The following is a 13,107-nucleotide window of genomic DNA, read 5'->3' on the forward strand; positions in this document are numbered from 1 at the left end:
AGGGATTCAACATGTCAGTAGAAAAAATTAATACCGTCATTGTCGGCGCTGGTCAGGCCGGTATTGCCATGAGCGAACATCTGGCATTGATGGGCGTGCCTCACGTCGTACTGGAACGTAGCCGCATCGCTGAACGCTGGCGCTCGGAACGTTGGGATTCGCTGGTGGCAAACGGTCCTGCGTGGCACGACCGCTTCCCGTCGCTGAAATTCGACAATATTTCCCAGGAAGCTTTTCCGCCGAAAGAGCGCATGGCGCAATATTTTGAAGAGTATGCCAGCATGATTAACGCTCCCGTACGGACCGGCGTTGACGTGCATCAGGTTGTGCGCCTGGCAGGGCGCAGCGGCTTTAAAGTGGTGACCTCCGCAGGTGAATTTGAGGCCGCGAATGTGGTGGCCGCCACCGGCCCGTTTCAGAAACCCTCATTCCCGCAGATCGTGCCGGAAAGCGCAGGCGTGCAGCAGATTCACTCTTCGGTCTACAAAAATCCGCAACAACTGCCCGCAGGCGGCGTGCTGGTGGTGGGTGCTGGCGCTTCTGGTACACAAATTGCCGAAGAGCTGCGTAAAGCGGGTCGGGACGTTTATCTGTCGGTTGGCGAACATTATCGCCCGCCGCGCGCCTACCGCGACCGCGATTACTGCTGGTGGCTCGGCGCGCTTGGCCTGTGGGATGAAGTGAAAATAAAACCGAAGAAAGAGCACGTTGCCTTTGCGGTAAGCGGTTATGAAGGCGGTAAAACCGTGGATTTCCGTCGTCTGGCGCATATGGGCATTACGCTGGTAGGCATCACCCAAAGCTGGGATAACGGCGTCCTGAGCTTTGCCGACGGCCTGGCGGAGAATATCGCTGCGGGCGATAACGCCTACTTTGACGTGCTGCGCGATGCCGATGCTTATATCGAACGCAACGGGCTGGATCTGCCGCCCGAGCCGCAGGCGTGGGAACTGCTGCCGGATCCGCAATGTCTGCTCAATCCGCTGGCGCAATTAGATATTGCCGCAGCGGGTATTACCACTATTATCTGGGCGACGGGTTTTAAATTTGATTTTAGCTGGCTGCAAGTGGATGCCTTCGACGAAAAAGGTCTGCCGTTCCATAAACGCGGTATTTCCGCCGAGCGAGGTATTTATTTTCTCGGCCTGCCTAATTTAGTAAACCGTGCCTCATCGTTTATTTATGGTGTATGGCACGATGCGAAATATATTGCCGATCATATTGTTTTGCAGAACGCTTATACCGACTACGTTAAATCATAATTGTCTACGTATTCTGATCGTCACCGGTGGCTAAATCATCGTTATTTAGCCACACCGTCCTGGATAACGACATGATCATCACCTGCATTGAAGATCTCCGGCAACTGGCGCGTAAACGGGTGCCCAAAATGTTTTACGATTATGTCGATGCCGGCTCGTGGAGCGAATATAGCTATCGTGCCAATGAAGCGGATTTACGTCGCCTTGAGTTTCGCCAGCGCGTGGCGGTCGATATTGCCGCCCGCAGCACCGCCAGCGTGATGCTCGGACAGCCCGTAACAATGCCTGTAGCCATTGCCCCCACGGGGTTAACCGGCATGATCCATCCCGACGGCGAAATTCTTGCGGCGCGGGCAGCGAAAACGTTCGGCATCCCCTTTACGCTTTCGACCATGAGCATTTGCTCCATTGAAACCGTAGCGCAGGCCACGGATTACCATCCCTTCTGGTTCCAGCTCTATGTCATGCGCGATCGCCAGTTTGTCGCGAATCTTATCGATCGCGCGAAAGCCGCCCACTGCGGTGCGCTGGTCGTCACCATGGATCTCCAGGTGTTTGGGCAGCGCCATAAAGACATTAAAAATGGCCTGTCGACCCCGCCGAAAATGACGCTGCGCAACCTGCTGAATATTGCCAGCAAACCACGCTGGTGCCGCAATATGCTCGCCACACGCAACCGTAACTTTGGCAATATTATCGGTCACGCCAGCGGTGTTAATAACATTGATGCCATGGTGGAATGGACAGCGCAGCAGTTCGACCCGCACCTCTCCTGGCAGGATATTGAGTGGATTAAACTGCGCTGGGGCGGCAAGCTGATCGTTAAAGGCATTATGGACGTGGAAGATGCACGCCAGGCGGTGGCGGCAGGCGCCGATGCGCTCATTGTCTCCAATCACGGCGGCCGTCAGCTGGATGGAGTGTCGTCCTCAAGTACCTTATTACCAGAGATTGTCGCCGCAGTGGGTAATGATATTGAAGTCCATTTCGACGGCGGGATACGTTCCGGGCAGGATGTGCTGAAGGCGATTGCGCTGGGGGCTAAAGGAACCTATATCGGGCGCAGTATGCTGTATGGATTAGGGGCGATGGGCGAAGCAGGTGTCACCATGGCGCTGAATATCATTCGTAATGAATTCGATTTGTCGATGGCTTTTTGCGGCAAGACCCATGTTGCTTCGATTGATGCAGGGATCCTGCGGCGCAGGTTGTTTGACTGACTTGCCCGATTTGGCTGTTATAATCCCGCTAACACTCCAACGGGTTTAACGACGACGATGACAAAACTTACCTTGCAAGAGCAGATGTTAAAAGCTGGATTAGTCACCAGCAAGAAGATGGCCAAAGTCCAGAGAACGGCGAAAAAGTCCCGCGTTCAGGCGCGTGAGGCCAGAGAAGCGGTAGAAGAAAATAAGAAAGCGCAACTTGAGCGTGATAAGCAGCTCAGCGAACAGCAAAAACAGGCTGCGTTATCGAAAGAGTATAAAGCGCAGATCAAGCAGCTTATTGAGATGAACCGCATCACAATAACGAAAGGCAATATCAGTTTTAACTTCACCGACAATAACCTGATTAAAAAAATAGAGGTCGATAAAGTGACTCAGGCGCAGCTGATCAATGGCCGTCTCGCCATTGCCCGCCTGGTAGCCGACAACAACGGTGATAACCAATACGCCATTATCCCGGCGGCTGTTGCCGATAAAATTGCCCAGCGCGATGCCAACTGTATTGTGCTGCACAGCGCGCTCACGCAGGAAGCACAGGATGAAGATGATCCATATGCGGACTTCAAAGTGCCCGATGATTTGATGTGGTAATTCGCGTTTCAGAATGGGCTGTCATGACGGGCGTTGATCCACGTGTTGCTGATGGGATGAACAAAATGCAACGCGCTGGCGTGCAGCATCAGCCGCGACGCCCGTTCAGCACCAGGCATCAGGCGACCGCCATACAGATCGCACCCCAGAATCGGATGTCCCAAATGCTGGCAGTGAATGCGTAGCTGGTGCGTGCGCCCGGTTTCAGGAATCAGCTCAACGCGTGACAACGGCAGTAAATTACCGTCTTCCTGCGTCTGGTAAAAACGCTCAATGACCCGAAAACGGGAACGCGCTGGCTTGCCGCCGGTCGCACAAATCGACATCAGCGGGAAGCACGCCGGGTCTTTGACGATCGCCGCATCGATCACTCCTTCGTCGTCGTACACGTGTCCGCAGAGCAATGCGCTGTAAACCTTAGTGACGGTGCGCTGGCTGAACTGCTGGCAGAGCGCGGCATTAATGGCCTTATTGCGGGCAACCACCATCAACCCGGATGTGCCAAAATCGAGGCGATGCACCAGCGTGCAGCCGGGGAATATCTGCACCAGCCGATAATGCACCGAATCGAGGTTTTGCGGGTTTTTCCCTGAGAGACTGAGTAATCCGCTGGGTTTATTGATCAGCACCAGGTGCTCGTCCTGATAGAGCGTTTCAATGTTGTCGTGACACGGCGGGGCAATAAAAGTATCGATCGTAGACATCCGGCTGCCCGAGTGGAGAATGGCTGCGGATAATAACGGATTTTCACCACACTGGCGAATCCGTCCGTTGGTTTAAACGGACGCGATCGGCGTTTTCCCCCTGCAGCTTCGCGTTCCGAGGCTTTCCTCACTCGCAGAGCAGAAATTTATCATTCACACTTAACCAGGCATGGCCTGCGCAGGCATTGTGCTTTACACTGCGCGCTGCAAAAAACTGAGTAGATAAACGATTAACCAGGCGGTACAGCGATGAACGGAACGATCACAACGTGGTTTAAAGATAAAGGTTTTGGCTTTATCAAAGATGAAAACGGCGATAACCGCTATTTTCATGTGATTAAGGTCGCTAACCCTGAACTAATTAAGAAAGATGCCGCGGTGACTTTCGAACCCACCACCAATAACAAAGGGTTATCGGCTTACGCCGTGAAAGTCATCCCTGACAGCAAATACATCTATATCGCAGGCGAACGTTTTAAGCTTGCGTCGATCAAATCGTATCTGGTGTACAGCGAAGAAGTCCCCGCTGATGCCCGCATCGATAAAGAAAATGCCGTGTTGTCTGTGGGTCTGCTAATGGGAAACATCCGGCCGAAAACCACCACGAAACCGGGTGAAATGCGCTCAGTGAAAAAACTGGCGATCACCACTTTTCAGGGTACAACCTCCATTTTCTCAGAAGATGAAATCGACATTGATACGACGGTGAAAATGCTCAAAGTCTGAGCAGCGCCGTTGCCCTGCTCCTTCAGGTAACTTTCAGCACCACGCGCTGGCGTACCGGCAGCCAGCGCGGGTGATGAGTAAGAAGCGCGCAGAATGTTGCTTCTTTTCCGTCCTGAGAAAACCCGGTTAATCCGGGCGCTTGCCAGGCATCATTCTCAGCAAGGTATTATCCCGCAGTATATAGTGGTGCAGCAGCGCCGCCGCCGCATGCAAGCCGATGATAAAATAGCCCGTATTAGCCAGTAATTCATGAACCTCTTTCAGGCTATGTTGCAGTACACTATTTTTTTCCGCCGCAATCGGCATGTTAATAAACAGAAAACTCCACTCTTTCTGGCCGTAATAGAGCGACACCACCCCCAGCAGCGGAAGAAAAATAAACAGCGCATATAAAACAAAATGTACAACGGTGGCGCTGAGCTTTTGCCATTGTGGCAGCGCGGGAACAACCGGCGGTTCCGGGAAAATAAATCTAAATACCATTCTGATTAACATCAGAATAAATACACTGACACCACAAGTGTAATGAGTTATTGCCATCCAGTAACGACCGACAGAATCTTTTGGGAAAATATCCCTGAATTCCATCGCGGCATATGCGATCACGATTAGCAATAAAACCAGCCAGTGTAGTGCTATCTGCCCACCTGAGTATTTCTTCATTTTTTTCTGTCCTGAGAATGAAACGATTATCTAAGCCAGCGCCTGTCCGGCGAGCGAACCCGCACCCATCGACAAAGCCATCGCCATGGCGCTCCAGAAGGTGATTCGAATAATGGCTTTCACCGGCGGCGCTTTGCCTGCGACCGACGAGATATAGCCGAGGAGCGCCAGTGAAAAAAGCGTGGAAAGGATGACGAACAGCAAAACCAGCGGTGCCGGCGTTAACCACGCCACCAGAACCGGCAACACCGCGCCGGCAGAAAAACTGATGGCTGAAAAAATTGCAGCCTGCAGCGGCTGTGCTGAATTCGTCTCCGTCAGGCCCAGTTCTTCCCGGGCATGCGCGTCGAGCGCATCCTTTGCCATCAGTTGTTCCGCAACCTCGCGGGCAAGCGAAGGCGCCAGCCCTCGTTGCCTATACAGTGACGTCAGTTCCTGTACCTCCCCCTCATAATCCGTCGCCAGCTCCCTCCTTTCCTGTGCCAGCGCGGCCTTTTCGGTATCAGCTTGTGATGAGACGGAAACATATTCTCCGGTCGCCATTGACATGGCGCCTGCAACCAGCCCGGCAACGCCCGCCAGCAACACCCCAGAGGAGGAGCTCCCTGCAGACGCAACACCGAGAACAAGGCTGGCCGTCGACACAATGCCATCATTGGCACCCAGCACTGCCGCCCGGAGCCACCCCACTCTTCCAATGCTGTGTAGTTCCAGATGCATGATGATGTTTTCCTTTTATCCGTGAATGAATCTGCCCGGCATTGCTGATATTAAAAAAATCGCGTTGAGCAGGTGTTAATTTATTCTGTCAGCCTTAACGCCACATTAAGAGTGAATGAGTAAAATCCAGGATCTACTGATTTTTATATACCCTGGCGTTGAAATGATAATAGCTATCATGCTCATTCATGAATGCCTCAGCAAATTATCTTATCTGCGTTAGCGTTAATTTTATTTTATCATTCATGCAGATTCTGACAGGCGATTTTCAGGTGCCAGCATTAATTGTTGAGACTATTCACTCGCCGTCAAAGCTAATTGCCGACGGTGTTGGGTTGTCAGCAAAAAAGAGGCGTAAATTCTCCGGTGTTTACCATAACGTAATAGCGCAGCAACACCATTTCAGCCATAGCGATACCCGCCGTGCGCTGGCGATTTTCGCTTCTCTCAACCATGCTTTTTGTACTGACATTTTGACACGAGAAATCACTCCCTTCGCCCCAGGACACGATGATGCGCAATGCCCTTATTCCTCTAATCGCGGCTGTGCTTCTTTTTATTACCGGCGTTTTTATTCTTAATATGCAGCTTTGGTTCTCCACCCGGGCAGATCGCCTTGAAGGAGCCAGATACGCGGTGAATAACATCAACAACATTCTTGATGAAGCGTCCCATGCTACCCGTCTCGCCGTTGACATCGCGGGTAAAGGATGCGATCCGGAGGGACAATTTCAGCTCGGCACTGAAGCTGCCCTGCAACCACATCTGCGCACAATCCTGATTGTTAAAGGCGGGGAAGTCTGGTGCTCATCGCTACCGGGAAATCGCGGGCTGCTGGCGCGTATTCCCAGAATGTCTGCGGCCAGTTTGTTTCTCGCACCGGCAGAGGACGCAGCAAACGAACAGCCATTCCTCGTCTATCAAACGCGATTTGCCGCGAGCCGCGTGCTGGTCACCATCAGCGATCAGCATATTCGCGAGGCGCTGAATGCGCCGTTAGAGGGCGTTATCTACAGATTGCGCGTCGGGAATCATGTTATCGGTCTGTCGGGGGATATTGCCGCGCTTAGCGAAAAAACGCCCCCTTCGGGACAAGCCAATTCGAAAGCCTATCCCTTCAGTATCATCTACAATCAACCGCCGCTGTTTAGCTTGTTCCGGCTCGTCTCGCTGGGGCCGGGCATCCTGATTTTCATCCTGTTAATCTCCTGCGCGACGGCCTACGCGCTGATTAAATACCTGAATAAAAATGCCACGCCGGCAGAGACATTGCGCCGGGCCATTACCAACGGTGAGATCGTGCCTTTTTACCAGCCAGTGGTGAATGGCAGAGAGGGAACCCTGCGCGGTGTCGAGGTGCTGGCGCGCTGGAAACACCCGCGATCCGGCTATATTCCGCCCGCATCCTTTATCCCTTTAGCCGAAAAATCAGATCTGATCATACCGCTTACGCAAAGCCTGATGCGGCAGGTCGTGGCCCATATGAACGCCATTGCCCACCGGTTGCCGGAAGGTTTTCACATCGGTATTAACTTCAGCGCGTCCCATATCACTTCGCCCGATTTTGTCGCGGAGTGTCTGAAATTCAAAGAGAGTTTCAGACACCCTGCGCTCAATCTGGTGATTGAAGTCACCGAACGCGAACCCTTAAACGTGGATGAAGATCTTGTACAACGGCTAAATGTCCTGCATGAAAATGGATTTGTTATCGCGCTGGATGATTTCGGTACTGGCTACTCAGGGCTTTCTTACCTGCACGATCTGCATATCGATTACATTAAAATCGACCAGAGTTTCGTTGCCAGAGTGAATGCCGAGCAGGACTCGACGCGGATTTTAGACTGCGTGCTGGATCTGGCGCGCAAACTCTCTTTAAGCATTGTCGCCGAAGGCGTCGAAACGAAAGAACAGCTCGATTACCTGAATCAAAACAACATCACTTTCCTGCAGGGTTACTACTTCTATAAGCCGGTCAACTTCCAGGATCTGATCAAAATTCTGCTGTCAAAACCCAAAGTGAAGGTGGTTGTTGATACAGCGCGGAAGAAAGAGGATGTGCACAACATGGTGGATTGAAATAAAAGCGCCTTTCCCGACACAGATTATTGGAGATCTTACCTTTTCAGTATTTGTCGGCGATCGACAGAAGGCGGTAAACCAAACAGCCGGGCATATTCCCGACTGAATTGCGTATGGCTTTGATAACCGACCGCTAATGCAATTGTCATGATACTCGCGTTTGTTGTACGCATTTTTTCACGCGCCTGCATCAGCCTTATCCGTTTTTGATACTGAACCGGGCTGAGGGCCGTAACCGTCAGGAAATGGCGATGAAACGCGGAAACGCTGAGTGCCGCCATTTCGGCCAGCGCTTCCACCCGCACAGCCTGCATATAGTTCTGTTTTATCCAGTTAATCACCGTATAAATACGCGACAGATGCGACTCTGGTCGCGCAATATCACGCAGCATCCAGCCAAGCGGTCCCTGCAACACACGGAACAGTATTTCCCTTTCATAGGCGGGAGCCAGAGCCGGGATCGCCTCCGGGGTACGCATCAGACGTAGCATGCGCACCCAGGCATCCAGCAATTCCACAGTCACTGGCGCAACGGAAAATCCCGAATGAAAGAGCGCAGCGGAGCCAGAATCAGGCAAACAGTTCTGCAAATCAGCAAGGATCCCCGGATCCGGCGTCAGGCTGACAGCCAGATAAGGCGCCCCGGTCTGCTCATCCGGGTAAACGCGGCCAATGGCAGGCAAATCCACCGACATCACAAAATAGGTTGCGGGGTCATAGCGGTAGGTTCTGTCCCCTACTGACATGCTTTTCGAGCCGGTCAGAATCAGGTTGATCATTGGTTCATAAACGGCAGACAACCGGTGCTCAGGGATCTCACCCTGCACCATCGCAAGGCGTGGAATGCCGGTTTCAGTGCGTTGATTTCCCGCCACCGATGCCAGTTCGCGCAATTCGTGTAATTGATTTTCCATCGCCGATAAATAGCATGCCATCAGATGAGCAACAAGATAAAAGCAGTATCAGGCAACGTTTAAAGAGGATCGCATCAGCATGCAACACCTGCTCCGCGTACGCTTTGTCTGGTTATCCGACAGCCAGGTGGGCTAGTCGTGAGTACGGCGTCATTTTTACTCTGCGTAACAGCGAGCAAGCAGCCGCTAAAACCGTCAATCGCCTTCAGGTTGTGGGCAGTTATATCATCTGACAACAGGAGCACAGCATGCTGGATCATCTGTTTATTACCGTCAGCGACATCGCGCGATCGGTAGACTTTTATGAAAGGGTACTCCCTGTTCTGGACATTAACCTTCGCCATGATTATGACGGAAAAGAGGGCCCGCAGGGCCATCCCGACCTGAAGGGCTTTGGTGCGAATGGCCGTATGTTTTTCTGGTTACGCCAGGGTGAGCCCTCCCCCGGCGCTGTCCATGTCGGTTTTGTTGCCAACTCTCAGGCGCAGGTTAACCAGGCCTGGGTTGAAGCGCTGGCTGCCGGGGCGACGGAGATCCACCCGCCTGGCGCACAACATCACTATGACCCGCGCTATTACGCCGCGCAGGTTCGCGATCCCGATGGCTACAGCCTCGAATTTGTCTACAAAAGTTGGCAGCACGCATAATGGGTGGCGCGGCAGGCGACTTATTCCCCCTTTTACACGCGCAGGAGAGAACCGTGTCCGTTATTGATCACATTGAAATAGCCGTCAACGATGCCACTATATCCCGGTATTTCTACGAACAAGCACTCGCGCCGCTGAAATTCCGGCTCATCATCGCCGTCGCGCAGAGCCAGACGCGTACGGGAGGTTTACGTTACGGGCTCGGCCCAGGGCACTATCCACGCCTGTGGCTGCATGATAATGACAAACCGGGTGCAGCAGTACATATCGCGTTCACCGCTCAAGACCGTTCTACAGTGGATAAATTCTGGGAGGCTGCATTACAGGCTGGTGGGAAAAGCAACGGTTCTCCCGGAATACGTTGCCACTACCATGAGTCGTACTACGCAGCCTATGTTTTTGATCCTGATGGCAATAATATCGAAGTTGTGTGCCAGACAACGCCCTGAATGCGGTCGGTTATCCCCCGCCAGCCCAAAATCGGTGCCATTCGCGCTGGCATATTCCCCCAATGCGCATTCCAGCGTTCGAAAAGCGCATTGACTTCCCCTTTGCTTAAAAAGCGTCACGATATTGATCGTTGCCTTGCAAAAATGAACGCGAGAGGCAGATCGGTTAATATCGAACGGCGACTTTTTCGCATGATAATTCCGAATTAATAACGCCGCGCCCTTCATCACTGCGCGCCTCTCGCCTTCATTCACGCAGCAATCCACAGCCCTCGTGTAATACATTACGCGGTGTGCGCATTCGCGATAAACGTTTTCAGCACGCACATATTATATATCGGGTAATCGTGCAACTACTCTTGTTGTACCCACGCGCTTTGCGGGGGAACACTTCCTCCGTGCTGCCATGGATATTCGCGGTTAATACTTTATCTCACAACTGTGGTAGCCCTTACGGAATAAGGCCATCGGCATGAGGTAAATGTGAATAATACAATACACGATGTTTTATTACAGGATTATCCTTTGCTATTTTCCGGCTTGCCAGCTATAAGCTCTGAAAACGAAAGGGAGTTAGTGCAGTTCTGCGAACAGCATAAGGAACATGTTTTATCTGCGATGCCATGGGCGGCTTCAGAGATTGCAGGTACCTGCGGGTTTAAATCCCTTTTTCAGCTCATTTCTCATCATGGCGGGCGAAAAATATATATCCCCAAGGATGCATCAAAATTTTATAAATTATACGAGATTGACATTCCCAAAAAACAGTATTCCCGGTTATGCAAATATGCGGATTCTGCCGGGAACATCGAAATGCCATCGGCATGGGGCGTATTTGTGGCTATTCGTCGTGCGGCCATGCAGATAGCGATGCAGGACCAGGTTTCACCAAAATCGTTAGTGAAAACGTTTGGCGTCACCATGAGGAGTATAAGGCTCATAAAATCACGAAATACCTATCTGTAAGCAGGCAGTTGTCATCACGTTATTTTCACTCAATAAACAAGGTGGATATTATGTCTCAGCAATACACTGTCAATGTTACCAATAATTCAACGATTTTTGGCTCTTTCTGTATCTATCAGTCATTACCGGACATCAGTAATCCGAATATTATGTCATTGGCCTGGCTGACAAAATCGGCCTTTCCCGGCACGTTGCTCTCTTTCGAGTGGGGAATTGACTACAGCTTTGTCTGGGATGATTCAGGGCCGCTGAATGTGGGCAGCGTGTTCACAGCATCGCAAAGCGTTCCGTGCGATCCCTCCGGCAATAATAATATCACGCTGATGTACAGCAACGGCGCTTACAATTTTACCGGGCTGAATAATGGCGGGCGTAATGGCACATTATTTATTACCGGCCATGAAAGTATTAACCCCGTTAATAGCGCCGCAGTCGGGATCGCCATGTCGGGCGCAGGAACATTTGTCCAGCCGGCGCAGCCGAATATGGATCTGGTATTTTCTGTTACGCCGACGTACTGGATCACTTATGGTAATTATATCCCCGGCCAGGTTATTCAGATCAGCGATATCAGCAATGCGCAGCAATTAACGTTCCCGATGGGCAGTTATGAACTTGATGTGACGCTGCAAAGAAATAATAGCTGGGTTGTCGCCAGCAACAGTTAAGCGTTAACAACAGCGGGGAAAGGTGTGAGGCCATTATTTTATCCCTCACGCCCTTCCCTCTTTATAATTCCTTTCAGAAGGGGAATGAAAATGGACAAAGAACAATATGACAGGCAGAAAATTAATGAATTTCTCCAGTTGGTGAGCAATGAGGATGAAGTCATTACCTCTACCGGTGCCAGTGTCGTCAATATTAGCGGCACACTTTATAACGTTGATGGCAGTACAGCGGATCCCAAAAGAGTGCCGGGATATAAAGATAAAAGCTGGAAGGATTTACTCATTGCGAAAGGCATTCCGTCAGGCAGCCCTTGCTATATTACCAACGCCGTTCCGGTTGGCACCAGCCATCCCGATTTTTCCGTCGGCGGTCATATGACGCCCTCCAGCGACGGAAATGTGCCTGTCGGCGGGAGCTGTTATTTAATGCCCGAGTGCCAGTGGCATAACAACAAAGCCCGGGACGGTATCGCGTTTTATCACAGCGAAACGGCAATGCTTCAGCTCACCGGCTATATGCAGGGCGAGCTGGCAGCCACATTCCAGATACGGCTACCGTGCAGCGAAGCTTTTGGCCTGCTGTACAACCTTGAAGGTGACTGGCGACATGAAAACTTCGCCACTAAAGCGGACGCAGAATATTTTCTCGCCCAGTTGAATGGCGGCCAGCATGTGGAACACCACCTTTTCGAACGCTATATCCAGCTCCAGGGGCAGAACCAGCGGCTGAAGCTGGTCAAAGTCTGAGTAAACCGTTCCTGCCGACGGAATAACCGGCAGGAACGCCTACCCTTTAAATCGCCACCAGTTGCCTGACGCCCTGCGCTTCCATCTCATCGCCGCGCCCGCGCTGGATAATGGTGCCGCGCGACATCACCAGATACTGATCGGCCAGCTCGGCGGCAAAATCGTAAAACTGCTCCACCAGCAGAATGGCCATATCGCCGCGATTCGCCAGGCTGCGGATCACCGCGCCAATCTCCTTGATAACCGAGGGCTGAATACCTTCCGTCGGCTCGTCGAGGATCAACAACTGTGGCTTGCAGGCCAGCGCCCGCCCGATGGCAAGCTGCTGCTGTTGCCCGCCGGAGAGATCGCCGCCCCGCCGCTGCTTCATCTCGCGCAGCACCGGGAAGAGATCGTAAATCTCGTCGGGAACAGTTTTCGCCTGGCGTCCCGAAAAGCGCGACAGCCCCATCAGCAGATTCTCTTCGACGGTCAGACGGGGGAAAATCTCCCGCCCCTGCGGAACGTAGGCGATCCCCTGCTGCACCCGCTGGTGCGGCTTGCTGTTATTGATCAGTTTGCCCTGCCAGTGAACCGTGCCGGATTTCGCCGGGATCAGCCCCATCAGGCACTTCAGCAGCGTGGTTTTTCCCACACCATTGCGCCCCAGCAGGCAGGTAATTTCACCCGGCGTGGTCTCGAACGACAAGCCACGCAAAATGTGGCTGCCGCCGTAATACTGGTTTAACTCTTTCACCTGCAACAT

The 13,107-nt window shown here is 52.2% G+C and carries 16 protein-coding genes; 11 read left to right on the forward strand and 5 right to left on the reverse strand.

All coding sequences use genetic code 11. The annotated features are described in order from the left end of the window. The first annotated feature begins 11 nt into the window (after positions 1–11). From DK872_RS15660 to DK872_RS15670, 3 genes are all read left to right on the forward strand, one after another. The gene (locus tag DK872_RS15660) at positions 12–1,262 is read left to right on the forward strand and encodes an NAD(P)/FAD-dependent oxidoreductase (RefSeq protein WP_007371820.1); all 1,251 of its coding nucleotides are present in this window, start codon (positions 12–14) and stop codon (positions 1,260–1,262) included. 71 nt (positions 1,263–1,333) lie between these two features. Continuing rightward, positions 1,334–2,482 carry an alpha-hydroxy acid oxidase gene (locus DK872_RS15665; RefSeq protein ID WP_161518514.1) on the forward strand — a complete coding sequence of 383 codons (1,149 nt, stop codon included), beginning with the start codon at positions 1,334–1,336 and terminating at the stop codon, positions 2,480–2,482. Between the two features lie 57 nt (positions 2,483–2,539). Further along, positions 2,540–3,079 (forward strand): DUF2058 domain-containing protein, encoded by a 540-nt coding sequence (locus DK872_RS15670; RefSeq protein ID WP_071920902.1) that lies wholly within the window; start codon positions 2,540–2,542, stop codon positions 3,077–3,079. A gap of 8 nt (positions 3,080–3,087) precedes the next feature. On the opposite strand, the gene DK872_RS15675 is transcribed toward DK872_RS15670, so the two are convergent. Next, positions 3,088–3,783: an RluA family pseudouridine synthase gene (locus tag DK872_RS15675; protein WP_161518515.1), complete on the reverse strand. Its 696-nt coding sequence runs from the start codon at positions 3,781–3,783 to the stop codon at positions 3,088–3,090. A gap of 249 nt (positions 3,784–4,032) precedes the next feature. On the opposite strand from DK872_RS15675, the gene DK872_RS15680 reads away from it, so the two are divergent. Next, positions 4,033–4,509: a cold-shock protein gene (locus DK872_RS15680; protein WP_007371816.1), complete on the forward strand. Its 477-nt coding sequence runs from the start codon at positions 4,033–4,035 to the stop codon at positions 4,507–4,509. A 126-nt stretch (positions 4,510–4,635) separates the two neighbouring features. On the opposite strand, the gene cybB is transcribed toward DK872_RS15680, so the two are convergent. Next, positions 4,636–5,172: a cytochrome b561 gene (gene cybB / locus DK872_RS15685; protein ID WP_072439871.1), complete on the reverse strand. Its 537-nt coding sequence runs from the start codon at positions 5,170–5,172 to the stop codon at positions 4,636–4,638. 30 nt (positions 5,173–5,202) lie between these two features. After that, positions 5,203–5,892 carry a VIT family protein gene (locus DK872_RS15690; RefSeq protein WP_035888532.1) on the reverse strand — a complete coding sequence of 230 codons (690 nt, stop codon included), beginning with the start codon at positions 5,890–5,892 and terminating at the stop codon, positions 5,203–5,205. Between the two features lie 188 nt (positions 5,893–6,080). On the opposite strand from DK872_RS15690, the gene DK872_RS15695 reads away from it, so the two are divergent. Then, positions 6,081–6,473, forward strand: coding sequence for a hypothetical protein (locus DK872_RS15695; RefSeq protein ID WP_161518516.1), 393 nt, complete (start codon positions 6,081–6,083; stop codon positions 6,471–6,473). Continuing rightward, on the forward strand, positions 6,406–7,968 hold the full coding sequence (locus DK872_RS15700) for a cyclic diguanylate phosphodiesterase (RefSeq protein WP_050998900.1): 1,563 nt from the start codon (positions 6,406–6,408) through the stop codon (positions 7,966–7,968). The genes DK872_RS15695 and DK872_RS15700 overlap by 68 nt, the downstream gene beginning before the upstream one ends. Before the next feature lie 38 nt (positions 7,969–8,006). On the opposite strand, the gene DK872_RS15705 is transcribed toward DK872_RS15700, so the two are convergent. Beyond that, on the reverse strand, positions 8,007–8,885 hold the full coding sequence (locus tag DK872_RS15705; RefSeq protein ID WP_161518541.1) for an AraC family transcriptional regulator: 879 nt from the start codon (positions 8,883–8,885) through the stop codon (positions 8,007–8,009). 248 nt (positions 8,886–9,133) lie between these two features. On the opposite strand from DK872_RS15705, the gene DK872_RS15710 reads away from it, so the two are divergent. From DK872_RS15710 to DK872_RS15730, 5 genes are all read left to right on the forward strand, one after another. Next, the gene (locus DK872_RS15710) at positions 9,134–9,532 is read left to right on the forward strand and encodes a VOC family protein (protein ID WP_072439875.1); all 399 of its coding nucleotides are present in this window, start codon (positions 9,134–9,136) and stop codon (positions 9,530–9,532) included. A 53-nt stretch (positions 9,533–9,585) separates the two neighbouring features. After that, positions 9,586–9,981 (forward strand): VOC family protein, encoded by a 396-nt coding sequence (locus DK872_RS15715; protein ID WP_107146690.1) that lies wholly within the window; start codon positions 9,586–9,588, stop codon positions 9,979–9,981. 483 nt (positions 9,982–10,464) lie between these two features. Further along, positions 10,465–10,947, forward strand: coding sequence for a hypothetical protein (locus DK872_RS15720; RefSeq protein WP_035888537.1), 483 nt, complete (start codon positions 10,465–10,467; stop codon positions 10,945–10,947). Positions 10,948–10,997: 50 nt separating this feature from the next. Then, positions 10,998–11,615: a hypothetical protein gene (locus tag DK872_RS15725; protein WP_007371806.1), complete on the forward strand. Its 618-nt coding sequence runs from the start codon at positions 10,998–11,000 to the stop codon at positions 11,613–11,615. A gap of 90 nt (positions 11,616–11,705) precedes the next feature. Continuing rightward, positions 11,706–12,362 (forward strand): hypothetical protein, encoded by a 657-nt coding sequence (locus DK872_RS15730; RefSeq protein ID WP_071920908.1) that lies wholly within the window; start codon positions 11,706–11,708, stop codon positions 12,360–12,362. 46 nt (positions 12,363–12,408) lie between these two features. Here DK872_RS15730 and urtE read toward each other — a convergent pair whose 3' ends face one another. After that, positions 12,409–13,107 (reverse strand): urea ABC transporter ATP-binding subunit UrtE, encoded by a 699-nt coding sequence (urtE, locus tag DK872_RS15735; protein WP_035888539.1) that lies wholly within the window; start codon positions 13,105–13,107, stop codon positions 12,409–12,411.

It is taken from the genome of Kosakonia sp. MH5 (genome assembly GCF_009935945.1).
In the GTDB taxonomy this organism is placed as follows: Bacteria; Pseudomonadota; Gammaproteobacteria; order Enterobacterales; family Enterobacteriaceae; genus Kosakonia; species Kosakonia radicincitans.

Bases quoted from the DNA above. Each gene is read 5' to 3' on its own strand.
- DK872_RS15710 (WP_072439875.1), top strand. From the start codon at position 9,134: ATGCTGGATCATCTGTTTATTACCGTCAGCGACATCGCGCGATCGGTA.
- DK872_RS15675 (WP_161518515.1), bottom strand. From the start codon at position 3,783: ATGTCTACGATCGATACTTTTATTGCCCCGCCGTGTCACGACAACATT.
- DK872_RS15690 (WP_035888532.1), bottom strand. From the start codon at position 5,892: ATGCATCTGGAACTACACAGCATTGGAAGAGTGGGGTGGCTCCGGGCG.
- DK872_RS15680 (WP_007371816.1), top strand. From the start codon at position 4,033: ATGAACGGAACGATCACAACGTGGTTTAAAGATAAAGGTTTTGGCTTT.
- DK872_RS15705 (WP_161518541.1), bottom strand. From the start codon at position 8,885: ATGGAAAATCAATTACACGAATTGCGCGAACTGGCATCGGTGGCGGGA.
- DK872_RS15665 (WP_161518514.1), top strand. From the start codon at position 1,334: ATGATCATCACCTGCATTGAAGATCTCCGGCAACTGGCGCGTAAACGG.
- urtE (WP_035888539.1), bottom strand. From the start codon at position 13,107: ATGTTGCAGGTGAAAGAGTTAAACCAGTATTACGGCGGCAGCCACATT.
- DK872_RS15730 (WP_071920908.1), top strand. From the start codon at position 11,706: ATGGACAAAGAACAATATGACAGGCAGAAAATTAATGAATTTCTCCAG.
- cybB (WP_072439871.1), bottom strand. From the start codon at position 5,172: ATGAAGAAATACTCAGGTGGGCAGATAGCACTACACTGGCTGGTTTTA.
- DK872_RS15660 (WP_007371820.1), top strand. From the start codon at position 12: ATGTCAGTAGAAAAAATTAATACCGTCATTGTCGGCGCTGGTCAGGCC.
- DK872_RS15695 (WP_161518516.1), top strand. From the start codon at position 6,081: ATGAATGCCTCAGCAAATTATCTTATCTGCGTTAGCGTTAATTTTATT.
- DK872_RS15725 (WP_007371806.1), top strand. From the start codon at position 10,998: ATGTCTCAGCAATACACTGTCAATGTTACCAATAATTCAACGATTTTT.
- DK872_RS15700 (WP_050998900.1), top strand. From the start codon at position 6,406: ATGCGCAATGCCCTTATTCCTCTAATCGCGGCTGTGCTTCTTTTTATT.
- DK872_RS15670 (WP_071920902.1), top strand. From the start codon at position 2,540: ATGACAAAACTTACCTTGCAAGAGCAGATGTTAAAAGCTGGATTAGTC.